This is a genomic window from Micromonospora lacuserhaii (genome assembly GCF_036902735.1).
Classification (GTDB): Bacteria; Actinomycetota; Actinomycetes; order Mycobacteriales; family Micromonosporaceae; genus Micromonospora.
Window position 1 is genome coordinate 35,942 of sequence record NZ_JBAKHO010000030.1, and the last position, 17,074, is coordinate 53,015.

Here is a 17,074-nt window from a genome sequence, read left to right on the forward strand (position 1 = left end):
GTCAGCCCCGGAAGCTCCAGGCCCGCGCGGCGGGTACCACCACCGGCAGCGGCGTCGGCACCTGCTGCCGCCGGCGCAGCAGCAGGGAGAGCCCGGCCGCGCCGATCGACAGCGCCCCGGCGACGTACCAGGCCAGCGCGTAGTCGCCGAGCTGGTCGCGGACCAGACCGGCCCCGGTCGCGGCGGCCGCCGCGCCGAACTGGTGGGCGGCGAAGACCCAGCCGAAGACCACCGGGCCGGCGGCGCCGAAGTACTCCCGGCAGAGCGCGACGGTGGGCGGCACGGTGGCCACCCAGTCCAGGCCGTAGAAGATGATGAAGACCAGCATGCTCGGCTCGGCGCGGCCCGCGAAGAGACCGGGCAGCACCAGCAGGGACAGGCCCCGCAGCGCGTAGTAGGCGCCGAGCAGCAGCCGGCTGTCCATCCGGTCGGTGAGCCAGCCGGAGGCGATCGTGCCGGCGATGTCGAAGAGCCCGACCAGGGCGAGCAGGCCGGCCGCCGTGGTCTCCGGCATGCCGTGGTCGTGCGCGGCCGGCACGAAGTGGGTGCCGACCAGCCCGTTGGTGGTCGCGCCGCAGATCGCGAACCCGCCCGCGAGCAGCCAGAACGGTCGGGTCCGGGCGGCGGAGGCCAGCGCGCCGATCGCCCGGGACGCCGCGCCGCCGGCCGGCGGCGCGGGGGGCGTCACCTCGGTCGCGCCGTAGGCGGGCAGGCCGAGATCCGCCGGGTGCTCGCGCAGCAGCCACACCACCAGGGGTACGACCGCCAGCGCCGCCACGGCCACCACCAGCGCGGCGGCCCGCCACCCGTGATCGCGCACCAGGAGGGCGAGCAGCGGCAGGAAGACCAGTTGTCCGGCCGCCCCGCCGGCGGTGAGCACCCCGGTGACCAGTCCGCGGCGGTGGACGAACCAGCGGCCGGTGACGGTCGCCACGAAGGCCAGCGCCATCGAGCCGGTGCCGAGCCCGACCAGCACGCCCCAGCAGAGAATGAGCTGCCAGCTGGCCGTCATGAACACGGTCAGCCCGCTGCCGGCGGCCACCAGCAGCAGCGCGGTGGCCACCACCCGGCGGATGCCGAACCGGTCCATCAGGGCGGCGGCGAACGGCGCGGTCAGCCCGTAGAGCAGCAGGTTGACCGAGACGGCGGCGGAGATGGTCGCCAGCGGCCAGCGGAACTCGGCGTGCAGGGGGTGCAGCAGCACGGACGGGGTGGCGCGGAAGCCGGCGGCGCCGACCAGGGCGACGAAGGCCACGGCGGCGACGGCCCAGGCCGGGTGGAAGCGGCGGTCTCGGATCACCTCCCGAGTCTGCGAGTCACCGCCCCCGCCGACGAGTGGCCGGGAAGCCATGATGCGCAATAATCGGGCCATGACCTCCGCCCCGCACCGGGTCGCCGTGCTCGCGGTCGACCACGTGGTCGGCCTGGACCTGGGCACCCCGTCCCAGGTCTTCGGCACCGCCCGCACCGACGGCCTGCGACCGCTCTACACCGTCGACGCCTGCACCCCGGGCGGCCGACCGGTGCGCAGCACCGCCGGCTTCCAGGTCCTCCCCGACCACGGCCTCGACCTGCTGGCGACCGCCGACACGGTGGTCGTGCCCGGCATCCACGGCGGATCGCCGATGACCGACGGCACCGTCGACCCGGAGGTGGCGGCGGCGCTGCGCGCCGCCCACGACCGCGGCGCCCGGATCATGTCGATCTGCACCGGGGCGTTCGTGCTCGCCGCCGCCGGCCTGCTCGACGGCCGCCGGGCCACCACCCACTGGGCGTACGCCGACCGGTTCCGCCGGCTGCACCCGGCGGTCGACCTCGACCCGGACGTGCTCTTCATCGACTCCGGCAGCGTGCTGACCTCGGCCGGGGTGGCCGCCGGCATCGACCTCTGCCTGCACGTCATCCGCACCGACCACGGCAGCGAGGTGGCCAACCGCTCGGCCCGGCGCTGCGTGGTGCCGCCGTGGCGGGACGGCGGCCAGGCCCAGTACATCGAACGCCCCGTCCCCCGGGGGCCGGCGAGCGGCACCGCCGCCACCCGGGAGTGGGCGCGGCAGCGGCTGCACGAGCCGGTGGCGCTGCGCGACCTGGCCACCCACGCCCGGATGAGCGTGCGCACCTTCACCCGGCACTTCCGCTCGGAGACCGGCCTGAGCCCGGCCCAGTGGCTGCTCCAGCAGCGCACCGACCACGCCCGACTGCTGCTGGAGACCACCGACCTGCCCGTCGACCAGGTGGCCCGGCGCAGCGGCTTCGGCACCACCGCCGCCCTCCGCCAGCAACTGCACCACCGCATCGGCGTCTCCCCGACCACCTACCGCCGCACGTTCCGCCGCGCCTAGCCCCGCTCCCCGTCCCCAGTCGCGTCGGTCCAGGGGAGAGCGTCCCGGTTCGATCTCCGGCGGCGACACCTTCCCTAGACCGACGAAGGTGGGGTACCGGGGGAAACCGGAGCGGCGCGGAGGCGATGGAGGGCCGCGAGGACGTCCTGGAGGTGGACGTCGTAGGGGTGAGCGGCGGTGCCCGAGCAGGGGTGTGCGGGGGATGCCGTGGGGAGCGGGGGTGGTCCGGTGGGCGGCGCGGGACGCATGGCCGGCAGCGGGCGGTCGGCCAGCGCGGTCAGACCGTCCGCCAGCGCCGTCAGCTGATCCGGCAGCGAGGGTCGCGGTGGGACGGCCGGCGGGTGCGCCTCCGGGGGCGGGGTCGGCCGCTCCAGTCGGGACCGGACGTCCTCGCAGAGCAGCAGGACGGCTGCGACCAGCACATCCACGTCATCGAGCGGCTGGTCAGCCGCGCGCAACCGCGACGCTCGCCGCCGTCCCCGTACCGTCCGACCGGTGACCCGGCGAGCGGCCGTGCGGGCCGCGGAGAGTTCCCCCAACCGGGCGTGCGCCTCCCGGGCGTGCCCGCAGGCGGCGTCCGCCTGCGCCACCGAGCTTCGGCGCACCGCCTCGGCCGCGCTGCGCAGGGCCTCCGCCGCGTCCCGCAGGATCTCCCGGACCGGCGCCTCGACCAGCTTCACCGGATCCGGGCTGAACAGCACCTGGCTGCCGAGCAGCCCCACCGCACCGCCGACCGCGGCGTCCAGCAGGTAGCCCGTCGGCGAACTGGACGCGCCGACCGTCACCACGATCAGCACGGCGGCGCCGGCCTGGATGTAGGTCAACGGCCGGGGGTCGAGGAGGGCGGCCATCGACATGGCCAGCGCGACCGCCGGGATGATCAGCCAGAACCCGCCGCCCAGGTGCAGGGCGCGAACCCCCTCCCCGATCAGGACCCCGGCCAGCACCCCGACGAACAGGTCGACGGCCTGGCGACCCCGGCCGCCCATGCCGGCGGTCAGGCAGATCAGCGCGGCGGTGGCAGCGAAGATCGGGGTCGGGTGGCCGAGGAGCGACTGGGAGATCCACCACGCACCACCGGCCAGCACCGCGCACTGAACGATCAGCGGCGCGGCCACCCGCAGCCGGCGGCGCATCACGGCCGGCCCGGCGTCCAACGCGAAACGGCGGCCCGGCAGCGGCCACCTCACCGGAGCGGGCGACTCATGACCCGGCCGCGCGGGCCACCCCGTCGCGCAGCATCCGGAGCTGGGCCAGGTGCTTGGGCAGGTGTACCCGGGTGTGCAGGTCCAGGGTGCGACCCCAGGGCAGCGGTTCGTCCACCACCAGGTCGAAGCCCTCGCGCAGGTGGGTCTCGACCGCGGTGTCGGCCGCCGGGCCGAGCCGGTCGACCAGCGTGCAGAGCTTCTGGCTGGTGGCCCGCAGCAGGGTGGCCAGCCCGGGCAGGCCGCCGCACTCGGCGACCAGGGCGTCCAGCTCCGGCCGGTGCACGCCGGCCAGGTCGTAGAAGACGTACGGGGACCCGGCGAGCACCGCCTCGGACGCCTCGCTCATCAGCTCGTCGTTGGCCGCGAGGTGCGCCACGATCTGCTCCGCGCTCAACTGCCCCGCCGGGGGCACCCCGAACCCACCCGCCTCCACCTCGGCGAGCACCTCCTTGTACGCCCGCCGCATCCCCGAGCTGTCCATCCCCCCATCCAACCCCGCCCGCCCGCGTCGACCGGGCGGCTACCGCTCCCGGATCACCCGGACGGGCGGGTCCGCTCCCCTGGGTCAGCGGCGGCCGTGGCGGGCGCGTAGGTAGTCGGAGACGACGTACTCGCCGAGGTCGTCGAGCTCGGGGGTGAACATCCGGCCCTTCGAGCGGCGGGCCACCGCGTCGACGAAGCGGCGCAGACCGGGGTCGTCGCCCAGCATGAAGAGGTTGAGGGTGGCGCCGTAGCGGGTCAGCTTGTCGACCTCGCGGACGGTCGCCTCGATCGTCTCCGGCAGCGGCGGCCAGTGGAAGTACGCCTCACCGTCCTCCGGGTCCAGGTGCGCGGTCGGCTCGCCGTCGGTGACCACCAGGACCACCGGCTCCGCCCCCGGATGCCGGCGCAGGTGCCGCCCGGCCAGCCGCAACGCGTGCTGCAGGTTGGTGCCCTGCTGCATGTCCGGCTCCGCCGCCGCCAGCTCCTGCTGGGTCAACGGCATCGCCTCCCGGCCGAAGCCGACGATCTGCAACGCGTCCTGCGGGAACCGGGTCGCCATCAGGTGCGACAGGGCCAGCGCCGTCTGCTTCATCGGCCCCCACCGCCCCTGCGAGATCATCGAGTACGACAGGTCCACGCAGAGCGCCACCGCCGCCGACGCCCGGCGCTCGGTCTCCACCACCTCGAAGTCGTCGACCGCGAGCTGGAGGGGGACGCTCGGGCCGGCCCGGCGTACCGCCCGGGTCAGCGTGCGGACCACGTCGAGGGGCTGCTCGTCGCCGTACTCCCACTGCCGGGACGCGCCGCTGACCTCACCGGCCGCGCCGGCCGAGCGGAGGTCGTGCGCGCCGCGCGGGCCGGCGGTCAGGTCGGCGAAGACCCGGCGCAGCGCGGTGCCGGCGAGCCGGCGCAGCGCCTTCGGGCTGAGCGTCAGCCCGTCGGCGTCCCGGCTCACCCAACCCTGCCGGCGCAGCTGGAGTTCCAGCTCCCGCAGCCGGCGGACGTCGTCGGCGGCGTCCCGGCCCAGCGTCCGGGCCACCGCGTCGACGTCCACGTCGTCCAGGGTGGCGCCGGCGTGCTCCTGGTCGAGCGAGTCCAGCAGCTCGTCCAGCTCGGCGATCTCGTCGAGCGCCCCGGTCGCCTCGCCGTAGCCGAGCGGCTGGTCGCCGCGGACCCGCTCGCCGCGCTGCCAGTTCAGGTCCGGGCGCAGCGCCCGCAGCTGGTCGTCGAGCTGGGACAGCTCGCCGGCCAGCTGGTCGCCGAGGGACTGGCGCATCAGCCCGGCCAGCTCCTCGCGCTGCCGGTCGGACAGCGACCGCATCAGCCGCTCCCCGGCCGCCGCCCGACGGGCCAGCACGTCGACCAGCTCGTCGACGTCCTTCGGCTGCTCCGGGAAGAACTCCCCGTGCCGGCGCATGAACTCGGCGAACGCGTCGGTGGTGTCCTCGGAACGGGCGTGCCGAGTTAGCAGGTCGTTGAGGTCGCCCATCATCTCGGCGAGCTGCCGCTGCACCGCCGGGTCGCCGGCGGCGCGCGCCGCGTCCCGCAGCCCGGCGAAGCGCTGCTCCAGCACCTCACCGCGCAGCCCGTCGAGGATCCGCTGGTACGTCTGCCGCGCCTCCTCGCTGGCCCACCGGTAACCGGAGAGCTCCTGCACCGCGCGGGCGGTGGAGCGGGGCAGATTGTCCAGCACCGCCTCGGCGAAGCGGGCGTCGTCGTCGGTGCGCCCGCGCAGCTCGTCGCGTTCGGCCGCGAGCGCCTGGTCGAGCAGCGCCCGGGAGCGGGTCACCGCGCCGTCCAGGTCGCCCCGGCGCAGTGCCTCGCGGCGCAGCCGACGGGCCCGGGCGGCGAGGTCCTCCAGGCCGCCGTGCCCCTGCGGGCCACGGCGGAGCAGGTCGCGCAGCGCCTCCCGCAGGCTGCCGCCGGCCAGCACCTCGGCGCCGACCGCGTCCACCGCGGCGCGCACGTCGTACGGCGGGGCGAGCGGGTCGGGCCCGCCGCGCCACTGGCCGTAGCGGAACCGGTTTCCGGCCACGCCTCAGCCCCGGCCGCCGTAGACGGTACGGCCCGACTCGGTGACGTCCTTGCCGAGCCGGCGGGTCAGGTGCAGCCCCTCCAGCACGAACTCGACGCCCGCGGCGGCCTGCTCCGGGGTGGGCGCGTCGCCCAGTCCCAGCCGGTCCAGCGCCTTGGCCAGTCCCGGCACGGTGCCGACCTGGCGCAGCAGCTCGGCCGAGGAGACCAGCTCGCCGGTCTCGATCATGCCGTCCTCGGCGACCAGCGCGGTGAAACCGGACAGGTCCAGCCCGGCGAGGCGGGCCCGGAAGGTCTCCGCGGTGGCGGTCCGCAGCAGGTGGGCGAGGACCTCGATCTCCCGCCCCTCCTCGCCGCTCTCGAACTCGACCTTTCCGCGCAGCGTGGAGGTCACCGAGACCGCGTCGCCGACCCGGGCGACCGGCGCCTCGGGGCGTACCCCCTCGGCGGCGGGACCGGCGGCGAGCAGGCCGGAGCGGCGCAGCGCGGCGGCGGCGACCGTCTCGGCGGCGGCGATGGCGAACCGGGCGGAGACGCCAGAGCGCGGGTCGACCGACGGCGACTCGCGGACCGCGCGGGCGAACCGGGCGAGCACCTCCAGCACGTGCTCCGGCACCTCGGCGACCAGGTCGGCCTCCTGCCAGATCAACGCCAGCTCCAGCTCCAGGTCGACCGGGTAGTGGGTACGGACCTCCGCGCCGAAGCGGTCCTTCAGCGGGGTGATGATCCGGCCCCGGTTGGTGTAGTCCTCCGGGTTGGCGCTGGCCACCAGGAAGAGGTCCAGCGGCAGCCGCAGCTGGTAGCCGCGGACCTGGATGTCCCGCTCCTCCAGCACGTTGAGCAGCGCCACCTGGATCCGCTCGGCCAGGTCGGGCAGCTCGTTGACCGCGAAGATGCCCCGGTTGGTGCGCGGCACCAGTCCGAAGTGGATGGTCTCCGGGTCGCCCAAGGTACGGCCCTGGGCCAGCCGGATCGGGTCCACGTCGCCGATCAGGTCGCCGACGCTGGTGTCCGGGGTGGCGAGCTTCTCGCCGTACCGCATCGAACGGTGCAGCCAGGCGATCGCCAGCTCGTCGCCGGCCTCGGCGACCAGCGCGCGGGACGCCGGGGTGAGCGGGTGCAGCGGGTGCTCGTTGAGCGCCGAGCCGGGGAGCACCGGCGTCCACTCGTCGAGCAGCGCCACCAGCGAACGGATCAGCCGGGTCTTGCCCTGGCCGCGCTCGCCGAGCAGCACCATGTCGTGGCCGGCGAGCAGCGCCCGCTCGACCTCGGGAAGGACGGTGTCGTCGTAGCCGACGATGCCGGGGAAGCGGTCCTCGCCGGAACGCATCCGGGCGAGAAGGTTGTCGCGGAGTTCGGACTTGACGCTGCGGTACCGGTGGCCGGAGGCGCGCAGCTCGCCCAGCGTGCCGGGCAGGTCGGCGGGCGGGACCGGGACAACCTGGTTGGGCTCAGTCACCCGACCCACGCTAGCGCGGGCCCGCGGCCGGCTGCCCGGTTCCGCCCGCCCGCGCTCCCCGCAGGGCCCGCGAACGGGCGGAACCGGGCGACCGGGAGCGGCGGATCCCCCCGTTCCCCGCGACCCGCCGCTCCCGGTCACTCCCGGCCGCAGCGGCGGCAGGCGCCCCGCCGCCGCAGCTGGTACGCCAGCGCCGCCGCGCCGAGGGCCACTCCCCACAGCGGCCAGAGCAACATTGGCGCGCCGGCCATGCTGAGCCCTTCCTCCAGCGCCCAGAACCGCGGGCTGGACAGCAGCCCGAGGGAGGCCGCGGTGACCGCGAGCGCCACCAGCCCGGCGGGGACCACCGCGAGCGGGATCGGCACCCGCCGCCCGGCCAGCCCGACCAGCCAGCGCGGGAAGCGCTCGCCCCAGGGCCGGATCAGCCCGACGGTGAGCACGGCGCCGACGGTGGCGAAGGCGCCCAGACCGGCCCCCGCCCAGACCAGGCCGCTGTCCTGCATCTCGTGGAGGAATGCCGGGGTGATGCCGAGCGGGATCCCGGCCGCCCAGGCGAACCGGGTGGCCGCGTAGGTCAGCGGGATCGCCGTGGCGGTCCAGGTCGCCCAGCGCCCCCACCGGGCCGCCGAGGCCGGGGTGGTCCAGCCCCGGGCCCGGCCGTCCCGGCCGCAGGCCAGGCAGGCGCCGCCCGCCCGTCGCCGGCCGGCCAGCAGCGCGCCGGCGAGCAGCACCCCGCCGACCAGGGCCGCGAACCGGGCGAAGAGCGGCCAGGTGAAGATCTCGGCGTAGTCGACCGGCGGCCAGCCGAACGGCGCCCCGAGGATGAGAATCGGCGCGTACCCGAGCACGACCAGCACCCGGGCGTCGGGCACCACCACGGCCAGCACGAAGGTGAGCGCCCAGCCGTAGCCGAGCAGCAGCACCCGCAGCGGGCCGCGTACCGGGGCGGACAGGGCCAGGGCGGTGACCGCGCCGGCCAGCAGCAGACCGCCGAACAGCGGGGCGCCGACCTCGACCGGGACCAGCCGCAGCAGGTTGGCGCCGCCGCCGTCCGGGTCGTCGGCGCCGAACGGGTAGCCGGCGCCGGTCAGGGTGGCGACCAGGGCGAGCACGCCCCAGACCGCCAGCCAGGCGGCCGCCATAGGCGCGGCCAGGTCGAGTCGGGACCGGGCGGCCCGGTGGGGTGGGGCGGAGGTGAGCGTCGTCATGGCTCCAGCCTGGGCGGCGCGCCGGTCGCGCCCCTCCCGCGCGGGGGCGAACCCGCTCCCCCGGCGGAGGGATCAGCCGGTCGGGACGACGAAACCCGACTCGTACGCGGCGATCACCGCCTGGGTGCGGTCCCGGACGCCGAGCTTGGCCAGCACGTTGCCGACGTGCGTCTTGACCGTCTCCGTGCCGACGACCAGCTCGGCGGCGATCTCGGTGTTGGACAGGCCGGCCGTCATCAGCCGGAGCACCTCCGCCTCCCGCTCGGTCAGCCGCGCCCCGACCAGCCGGCCCCCGCCCGACCCCGCGTACGCCCCGGCGAGCCGGCGGATCGCGGCGGGGAAGAGCAGCGAGTCCCCGTCGGCGACGGCCCGCACGGCGGTCACCACCTCCGCCGGGCGGGCCCGCTTGAGCAGGAACCCGCTCGCGCCGGCGCGCAGCGCCTCGTAGACGTACTCGTCGTTCTCGAAGGTGGTGATCACCAGGACCCGCGGCGGGTCGGCCGAGGCGGCGAGCAGCCGGCGGGTGGCCTGGATACCGTCGATGGCCGGCATCCGGACGTCCATCAGCACCACCCGGGGCCGCAGCCGCGCCACCAGCGGCGGCACCTCGGCGCCGTCGGCGGCCTCGCCGACCACCCGCAGGTCGGGCTGGGCGTCGATGATCGCCCGCAACCCGACCCGGATCAGCTCGTCGTCGTCGACGATCAGCACGTCGATGGTCACCGCGTCCCTCCCGTCACGGCGTCCGCCGGCGGGGCACCGGCAGCCGCACCCGGACCCGCCACCGGTCGCCGTCCCGCCCGGCGGTGATCCGGCCGCCCAGCAGCAGCACCCGTTCCCGCATCCCGGCCAGGCCGCGGCCGCCGCCACCGGCCCCGGTCGCGCCGCCGACGGCGTTCTCCAGCTCGATCTCCAACCCCTCCGGGGGTACGTCCACCCGCAGCCGGACCGGTCCGCGGCCGTACCGGGCGGCGTTGGTCAGTCCCTCCTGGACGATCCGGTAGCCCTCCCGGGACACCGCCGGGGGCAGTTCGCACAGCTCGCCGCCGATCCGCGCCTCCACCGGCAGCCCGGCGGCCCGGGTGTCGGCGACCAGCCGGTCGAGCTGGGCCAGGGTGCGCTGCGGCGCGGTGCCGGCCAGTGCGCGGACCCGCTCGTCGCTCCGCCGGAGCACGCCGAGGACGTGGTCCAGGTCGTCCATCGCGTGCCGGCTGGTCTCCTCGATCGCGGCCAGCGCACGGCGGGCGAACTCCGGGTCGTCGTCGAGCAGCTGGCGGGCCGCGCCGGCCTGGAGGGTGGCCACGGTGAGCGCGTGGCCGACGGAGTCGTGCAGCTCCCGGGCGAGCCGGTTGCGTTCGGCGAGCCGGACGGCCGCCCGTTCCAGGGCGGCGATCCGCTCCTGCGGGGACGGGCCGAGCAGCACCGGGGCCATCGAGGCGGCCAGCGCGCCGAGCCCGGCGACCGCGTAGCCGAGGCCGACCAGGACCAATGCCCCGGCCAGCGTGAGCCAGCCGGTGTTCCGCCCGTCCAACGGCCCCAGGCCGGTCGTCGCGTGCGGGCCGGTGTCGACGCCGAACTGCGCGACGATGAAGACCAACGCCATCGGCAGCGCGCTGATCAGCGCGAACATCACCAGGCCGCCGGTGGCCAGGTGCAGGCCGATCCAGAGCGCGGCGCGCAGCCGGGTCTCCCGGTCGATCCGGTGGCCGGCGACCGGCTCGGGCAGGTCGACGCCGAGCAACGCCCGGGCGGCGGCGATCTCCAAGGCCCGGCTGCCCTCCAGGAAGACCGGTACGGCGGCGATGACGGCGGCGACCACCAGCAACCCAAGCACCAGCGGGCGGGGCACCTCGCCGCGGGTCAGCAGCTGGGCGAAGGTGGCCACCAGCAGCACGTACGGCAGCACCAGCACCCCGCCGAGCAGCAGGAACACCCCACGCCGCCAGGTGCTGCCGCGGACCAGTGGCGCGACGACAGCTCCGGGACCCATCCGGTCATTCTCCCGCCGGCACCGGCCCCGCCGACTCCCCCGAGGTGGGGAGATCCGGCCTCAGCGGTGCTCCTGCACGTACTTCTCCGGGTCCTTGTCGGCGAAGCGCAGGTTGCGCCCGTTCTTGTGCTCGCCGTAGAAGGTCAGCCAGCGGGCGCCCAGCTCGGCCCGCAGCTCCACGCCGACGTGCCGGCGGAAGTCGGGCAGCGCCTCGTCCTCCTCCTCGGCGAGGTGCTCGCTGTTCTCCCGGCGGGCTCGCCACACGGCGGCCCACCACTCGTCCGAGCCGACCGGGTGCAGCTTCGACTCGGCGATCGCGTCGCGGATCTTGTTGTGGTCGCCGACGGCGTCCTCGGTCTCCCCCTCACCGTCGTCGCCGTGCTTGACCAGGTGCGGATAGAGGATGGTCTCCTCCGCCTCGGCGTGGATGTCCAGGTGCAGGGCGAGCGCCTCCCAGACGGCGAGCAGTTCGGCGTCGTCCCGGGCGTCGTCGAGTCGGGCGAAGCCGCGCCGGAAGGCGGCGTGGTCGTCGAGGATCAGCGCGGTGATGTCGTCCATGGTGCTCACTTCCCCAGCCGGGCGCGGATCAGCTTCGGCAGCGCGGCCAGGCCGGTGACCGGCCGGAACTGCCGGGCGGCGGTGGCCAGGGCGGCGTACTCGGCGTCGGTCAGGTCGATCTCGGCGGCGGCGGCGTTGCGTTCCACCTGCTCCACGCTGGACGCGCCGGGGATGGCCACCACGTTCGGGTGGTGCAGCAGGTACGCCAGGGCGATCTGGCTGGGGGTGGCGGCGTGCGCGTCGGCCACCTCGCGGAGGGTGGCGATCAGCGCGGTGCCGCGTTCCAGGTTCTCCGGCAGGAAGTACGGGTTCGCCCGGCGCACCGCACCGCTCGGGGGGTGCTTCGCGTCGTACCGCCCGGAGAGGAAGCCCTGCGCGAGCGGGCTGTACGCGATGACGATCCGGCCGGCCTGCTCGGCGTACGGGATCAGGTCCTCTTCCGGACCTCGATCGATCATGCTGTAGCGGACCTGGTTGCTGAGCACCCGGCGGCCCAGCGCGGCCTCGGCGAAGCGCCACCGGCGCAGGTTGTAGTTGCTGACCCCGACCTCGCCGACCAGGCCCACCTCCTGCAGGTCGCGCATGCCGCGCATGGTGGTGGTGTCGGCGACCACCGGGTTGGGCTGGTGCACCTGGTACAGGTCGATGCTGCGGACGCCGAGCCGGGCCGCGGAGGCGATCGCCCGCTGCTGCACCACCGGGGCGACCGGCAGCACCGGGAAGATCTTGCTGGCCACCACGACCTTGTCCCGGTCGTCGCCGAGCGCCTCGCCGAGGATCCGCTCGCTGCGGCCGAAGCCGTAGATCTCGGCGGTGTCGAAGAGGGTGACGCCGAGGTCGAGCGCGCGCCGGACGATGTCCGCCGCGCGGCGCTCGTAGTCGGGGCCGTAGCCCCACTCCTTCGAGCCGAACTGCCAGGTGCCGAGACCGATCTTCGAAATGGGCTTCGGAGTGTCGAGTGGGACGAATCGCATGGCCTCGAAGCTACCCGGCAGGGCCGGCCGGCACGCCCGTTCCGCCGCCCGGGCGCAGGGGCCGGGTGGATCCGCCGCCACCTGACGGGACGGTCTCGCGGAGCTCGGGAGCGGTACCACCCGACGGACTAGGCTGATGATCCGTGACCTACCTTGCCGCCGATGAGCGCTACGACCAGATGACCTACCGGCGCAGCGGACGCAGCGGGCTGCGACTGCCCGCCATCTCGCTCGGCCTGTGGCACAACTTCGGCCCGGACCGGCCCTACGAGCGGCAGCGGGACATCGTCCGGCGCGCCTTCGACCTCGGCGTCACCCACTTCGACCTGGCCAACAACTACGGCCCGCCGCCCGGCGCCGCCGAGGAGGCCTTCGGCCGGATGCTCGCCACCGACCTGAAGCCGTACCGGGACGAGCTGGTGATCTCCAGCAAGGCCGGCTATCTGATGTGGCCCGGCCCGTACGGCGAGTGGGGCTCGCGCAAGTCCCTGATCTCGTCGCTGGACCAGTCGCTGCGCCGGATGGGCCTGGACTACGTCGACATCTTCTACTCGCACCGGTTCGACCCGGACACCCCGCTGGAGGAGACGATGGGCGCGCTGGACGCGGTCGTCCGCTCCGGCAAGGCGCTCTACGTGGGCATCTCCAACTACACCTCGGAGCAGACCGCGCAGGCCGCGGCGATCCTGCGTGACCTGGGCACCCCGCTGCTGATCAACCAGCCGTCGTACTCGATGTTCAACCGGTGGACCGAGGACGACGGCCTGCTGGACACGTTGGCGGAGGTGGGCGCGGGCTGCATCGCCTACAGCCCGCTCGCGCAGGGCCTGCTCACCGACCGCTACCTGGGCGGCATTCCGGAGGACTCCCGGGTGCGTACCAGCGTCTTCCTCGACGAGAGCGCGCTGACCGACGAGAAGCTGGCCGCCATCCGGGGGCTCGCCGACCTCGCCGACCGCCGGGGGCAGACGCTGGCCCAGCTTGCCCTGGCCTGGGCGCTGCGCGACCCGCGGATGACCAGCCTGATCATCGGCGCGAGCAGCGTCGGTCAGTTGGAGGGGAACGTCGCCGCGGTCACCAACCTCGACCTCAGCGCCGAGGAACTGGCCGAGATCGATCGCCTGCTGGGCTGAGGAGCCGCCGGGCCGCCACGGGTCGTCCCGGGCGGCCCGGCGCCCGCGTCACCAGATGCGGCGGCGGCCGGCGCGGTGGCTGCGCACCTCGCAGGGGCGACCCGGGGGTACGGTGCCGGCCCGGCGCAGCCGCATCGCGACCATCGCGGCGAGCAGCACGGTGACCGCCGCCGCCGCCCCCACCACCAGCGGGAAGCTGTCGCCGCCCAGGCGGGTCACCGACGCCACGGGTACGCCGTCGCTCTCCACGGGCGGCGCGGTCAGCCCGGGTACCGCGGTGATGTGTGGCGGCGTCGCGGCCGGGGACGGGCCGGCGTTGGCCGGCGTTCCGCCGCGGATCGCGTCGGGCGCCCGGAAGACCACGTCGGAGCAGGAGTAGTAGCTGTCCGGGGTGTCGGAGTTCTGCCAGATCGTGTAGATCAGGTGCCGGCCGGTCAACCCCGCCGGCAGCCGCCCCGGAATCTGGTACGACCCGTCGCGCAGCGGCGGGTCGGTGACGGTCAGGAACGGGCGCGGGGCGAGGTCGGCCCAGCTCAGCCGGCTTCCCGGGTCGTAGCCGGGGCGGGTGGCGTAGAGCCGGAAGGTCCCCTTGTGCGGGATGGTGCCCCGGTAGCGGAAGGTGAACTTCGCGCCGGCGGTCAGCTCGGTCGCCGGCCAGTCCACCCGGGGCAGGTCCAACCCCCGGTACGCGGACAGCCCGCCGCTGCACAGCTCCCCGTCCGGGATCCGCTCCCGGTCCCGGCCGTTCACGCCGAAGACCCGGATGTTGTCCCACTCGCGTACCGCCGCCCCGGCGGAGACGGCGGCCTGGCAGGCGGGCGTCGAGGCGTCCCGGCCCTCCGGGCCGCAGGCGGCGGAGCGGCTCAGCGGGCTGGTCGGCGCGCCGTGCGCGGCGGCGGGAGATGCGGTGAGCAGCACGGTCGCGGCGACGGCCACGGCGGTGGCGAGCATTCGACGTACGGTCATGAGGTCGACCTCCCGCGCACTGGTACGGACCGGGGATCCGAACAGTTCGATCGGTGACGCCCCTCTCATCTTCGGCGGCGGCCCGCCCGGGCTCCGGCGCGGCGTCGCGGGGCGGCGGGCGGCACGGGGTTGGCTCTACAGTGACCGCACTCTCGATGGATCAAGGAGCGTGCGTGTCCGAGCCGCCTGAGACACCAGAACCTTCCGGGGTCGCCCCGCCGGCCGGCGCTGCGCCGGCCGCCGACGCGACGCCGTTCCTGCTCGTCGCGCCCGCCGTCGAGGGCGCCCCGCCCGGTCTGGTCTGGCCCGGCCGCCCGGGTGAGCCCGCCTGGGCCATTCCCGTCCAGGTCCCGGCCGGCACCCGGGGGTACGCGCTGTTCCTGCCCCTGCTGCCGGCCGGCGCCGACATCGCCGCACCGCCCAGCGCCGGGTCCACGGTGCCGACCGTCGGCCCGCCGGCCACCGCGGCCTCGGTGGCGGTCCCTCGGCAGGCCACCGGCGATGCCCCGACCCCGGCGATCCCCGCCCAGGCCACCGGCGACGGCACCACCACGGTGGACGGGCCGGCGGCTTCCCGGCCCTCGCAGGTCGGCGAGGAAGCTCCCGTGGCGGACCCGGGCGACCACGCGGCCACCGAACCCGGGACGCCGACCGCGCCCGACGCGGAACCGACTTCCGTCCCGGAGGACCACGCAGCGACACCGGCCGGAACGCAGGCCACCCCGGCGGCCCCGACGCAGTCCACCGGCGGCGCCCCCGCGCCGGCCCCGGGCGAGGGCACGGCCGTACCCGCCGCAACGCCCACCGGGCACCAGGCCGCCGCCCCGGGCGTCGGCGCGCCCGGTTACCCCGCCGGGCCCTACCCCGCCGCCGGCGTACCCGGCCAGCTTCCACCCGCCGTCGCACCGTTTCCCGGGGCCCGCCCGGCACCGCAGTGGGGCGGGCCGCCGGTCACCTGGACCCCCCGGCCCGCGGAGCCCCGGACGTCCTTCCTCGGCGCGCGCTGGCCGGGGCCGAAGCAGGCGACCGGGCGGGCCGTGCCCGCCGCGGTCCTGGCCGGGGCCCTGGGAGTGGCGTCCTTCGTCCCGCTGAACCGCACCGGCATCGGCTGGTTCCTCGGCTGGCTCGTCCTGACCGCCGCGGTGTTCGCCGCCGTCCGGCGCGGTACCGCCGCACTGCCCCGCACCGACCGGCTGATCCGGGCCGGCTGGGCGGCGGCCGCGCTGGCCCTGCTCTCCGTGCTCACCTTCCGCAACGCCTGGTGGCTGGTGACGTTCTGCGTACTCGGCGCGCTCGGCTGCGCGGCACTGGCCATCATCGGCGGACGATTGATCCGCTCGATCCTGTTCAGCCTGGTCGCGGCCCCGTTCGCCGCGTTCCGCGGGCTGCCGTGGGTACGCCGGCACGTCACCGCCTCGCCCGACGCGGGGATGGTCCGCCGGGTCACCGGATCGGTGCTCGGCACCGTCGCGGTGCTGCTGATCTTCGGCCTGCTCCTCTCCTCGGCCGACGCGGCCTTCTCCGAGGTGCTCGGCGCGATCGTGCCCGAGATCGGCGGGGGCGCGGTGTTCCGCTGGATCTTCCTGGCCGTGCTGGGCGGCCTGATCGCGGTGGCCGCCACCTACACCCTGGCCGCCCCGCCGGACCTGTCGACCGTGGACCGGGACGGCCGGAGCCGGCTGAGTGCCCTGGAGTGGGCGCCGGCCATCACCGCGCTGGTGGCGCTCTTCGCCGGCTTCGTCGCCGTGCAGTTCACCGTGCTCTTCGGTGGCCAGCGGCACGTCCTGAAGACCGCCGGCCTGAGCTACGCCGAGTACGCGCGCAGTGGCTTCTGGCAGCTGCTCTTCGTCACCCTGCTGACCCTGGCCGTGCTGGGCGGGGTGAGCCGCTGGGCGCGCCGGGAGACCCGGTCCGACCGGCTCCTGCTGCGGATCCTGCTCGGGCTGCTCGGCGCGCTGAGCGTGGTGATCGTGGTGTCGGCGCTGTCCCGGATGTACGCGTACCAGAAGGTCTACAGCTTCACCGGTGAGCGGATCTTCGTGATGGCCTTCGAGCTGCTGCTCGGCGCCGTCCTGCTGATGATCCTGGTGGCCGGCGTCCGCTGGCGCGGCCGCTGGATCCCCGGCGCCACCGTCGGGCTGGCCGTGCTGATGCTGCTGAGCCTGGCCGTGCTCAACGCCGAGGACTACGCGGCCCGCCGCAACGTCGCCCGGTACGAACAGACCGGCAAGATCGACGCCTGGTACCTGCGGGCGCTCTCCGCCGACGCCACGCCCGCCCTGGCCGACCTGCCCGACCCGGTCCGCCGGTGCACGTTGAGCTGGATCGACGACGACCTCGCCGAGCCCGACCCGTGGTACGCCTGGAACCTCGGCCGGGCCCGGGCCCGCGCCGAACTGAAGCGGCTCGGCCCGGCCGCGAGCGGTGGGCCGCGGGACTGCACCGCCGCCGACCAGTACGACCTGCCCAAGAGCCGTACGCCCCGCTGACCACCGCCCGAGCCGGCACGGCCCCGCCGTGCCGGCTCGGGGTGGCGGGCGTCGCCTGGGCCGAGGCTCCTGGAAGAACGACGAAGGGCGTCCGTCATTTCTGACGAACGCCCTGGTCGTGAAGGGTGGAGCCGAGGGGACTCGAACCCCTGACCCCCACACTGCCAGTGTGGTGCGCTACCAGCTGCGCCACGGCCCCTTGCTGTCGTTCCCGGTCGCCCGGGCACGAC

Annotated in this window: 14 protein-coding genes and 1 tRNA gene; 3 read left to right on the forward strand and 12 right to left on the reverse strand. The window is 75.4% G+C overall.

The features are described from left to right. Position 1: 1 nt before the first annotated feature. Positions 2-1,351: an MFS transporter gene (locus V6U81_RS18890; protein ID WP_334491062.1), complete on the reverse strand. Its 1,350-nt coding sequence runs from the start codon at positions 1,349-1,351 to the stop codon at positions 2-4. Between the two features lies 1 nt (position 1,352). Here V6U81_RS18890 and V6U81_RS18895 point away from each other — a divergent pair, with 1 nt between their 5' ends. Then, entirely contained in the window at positions 1,353-2,342 is a 990-nt protein-coding gene (locus V6U81_RS18895) for a GlxA family transcriptional regulator (protein WP_334491064.1), read from the forward strand. A gap of 74 nt (positions 2,343-2,416) precedes the next feature. On the opposite strand, the gene V6U81_RS18900 is transcribed toward V6U81_RS18895, so the two are convergent. The 9 genes from V6U81_RS18900 to V6U81_RS18940 form a co-directional block, all read right to left on the reverse strand. Beyond that, the gene (locus V6U81_RS18900) at positions 2,417-3,499 is read right to left on the reverse strand and encodes an FUSC family protein (protein ID WP_334491066.1); all 1,083 of its coding nucleotides are present in this window, start codon (positions 3,497-3,499) and stop codon (positions 2,417-2,419) included. 46 nt (positions 3,500-3,545) lie between these two features. Further along, positions 3,546-4,031: a hypothetical protein gene (locus V6U81_RS18905; protein ID WP_334491068.1), complete on the reverse strand. Its 486-nt coding sequence runs from the start codon at positions 4,029-4,031 to the stop codon at positions 3,546-3,548. An 84-nt stretch (positions 4,032-4,115) separates the two neighbouring features. Next, positions 4,116-6,068 (reverse strand): VWA domain-containing protein, encoded by a 1,953-nt coding sequence (locus tag V6U81_RS18910; RefSeq protein ID WP_334491070.1) that lies wholly within the window; start codon positions 6,066-6,068, stop codon positions 4,116-4,118. 3 nt (positions 6,069-6,071) lie between these two features. After that, positions 6,072-7,535, reverse strand: coding sequence for a magnesium chelatase ATPase subunit I (locus V6U81_RS18915; protein ID WP_334491072.1), 1,464 nt, complete (start codon positions 7,533-7,535; stop codon positions 6,072-6,074). 128 nt (positions 7,536-7,663) lie between these two features. After that, positions 7,664-8,734: a hypothetical protein gene (locus V6U81_RS18920; RefSeq protein ID WP_334491074.1), complete on the reverse strand. Its 1,071-nt coding sequence runs from the start codon at positions 8,732-8,734 to the stop codon at positions 7,664-7,666. Positions 8,735-8,806: 72 nt separating this feature from the next. Continuing rightward, positions 8,807-9,457, reverse strand: coding sequence for a response regulator transcription factor (locus V6U81_RS18925; protein WP_334491076.1), 651 nt, complete (start codon positions 9,455-9,457; stop codon positions 8,807-8,809). A gap of 13 nt (positions 9,458-9,470) precedes the next feature. Continuing rightward, positions 9,471-10,724 (reverse strand): sensor histidine kinase, encoded by a 1,254-nt coding sequence (locus V6U81_RS18930; RefSeq protein WP_334491078.1) that lies wholly within the window; start codon positions 10,722-10,724, stop codon positions 9,471-9,473. Between the two features lie 60 nt (positions 10,725-10,784). Next, positions 10,785-11,282 carry a hemerythrin domain-containing protein gene (locus V6U81_RS18935; protein WP_334491079.1) on the reverse strand — a complete coding sequence of 166 codons (498 nt, stop codon included), beginning with the start codon at positions 11,280-11,282 and terminating at the stop codon, positions 10,785-10,787. A 5-nt stretch (positions 11,283-11,287) separates the two neighbouring features. After that, positions 11,288-12,256 (reverse strand): aldo/keto reductase, encoded by a 969-nt coding sequence (locus V6U81_RS18940; RefSeq protein WP_334491080.1) that lies wholly within the window; start codon positions 12,254-12,256, stop codon positions 11,288-11,290. Between the two features lie 143 nt (positions 12,257-12,399). Here V6U81_RS18940 and mgrA point away from each other — a divergent pair, with 143 nt between their 5' ends. Next, positions 12,400-13,389: an L-glyceraldehyde 3-phosphate reductase gene (mgrA, locus tag V6U81_RS18945; RefSeq protein ID WP_334491081.1), complete on the forward strand. Its 990-nt coding sequence runs from the start codon at positions 12,400-12,402 to the stop codon at positions 13,387-13,389. Between the two features lie 48 nt (positions 13,390-13,437). Here the strand turns inward: mgrA and V6U81_RS18950 are convergent, their stop codons facing one another. Then, a complete protein-coding gene (locus tag V6U81_RS18950; protein ID WP_334491083.1) occupies positions 13,438-14,355 on the reverse strand; it encodes a lytic polysaccharide monooxygenase auxiliary activity family 9 protein in 918 nt (305 codons plus the stop codon). A gap of 173 nt (positions 14,356-14,528) precedes the next feature. On the opposite strand from V6U81_RS18950, the gene V6U81_RS18955 reads away from it, so the two are divergent. Further along, positions 14,529-16,844, forward strand: coding sequence for a DUF4153 domain-containing protein (locus V6U81_RS18955; protein ID WP_334491085.1), 2,316 nt, complete (start codon positions 14,529-14,531; stop codon positions 16,842-16,844). Positions 16,845-16,970: 126 nt separating this feature from the next. Here V6U81_RS18955 and V6U81_RS18960 read toward each other — a convergent pair. After that, positions 16,971-17,043: transfer RNA gene (locus tag V6U81_RS18960), tRNA-Ala, on the reverse strand. Between the last annotated feature and the right edge of the window lie 31 nt (positions 17,044-17,074).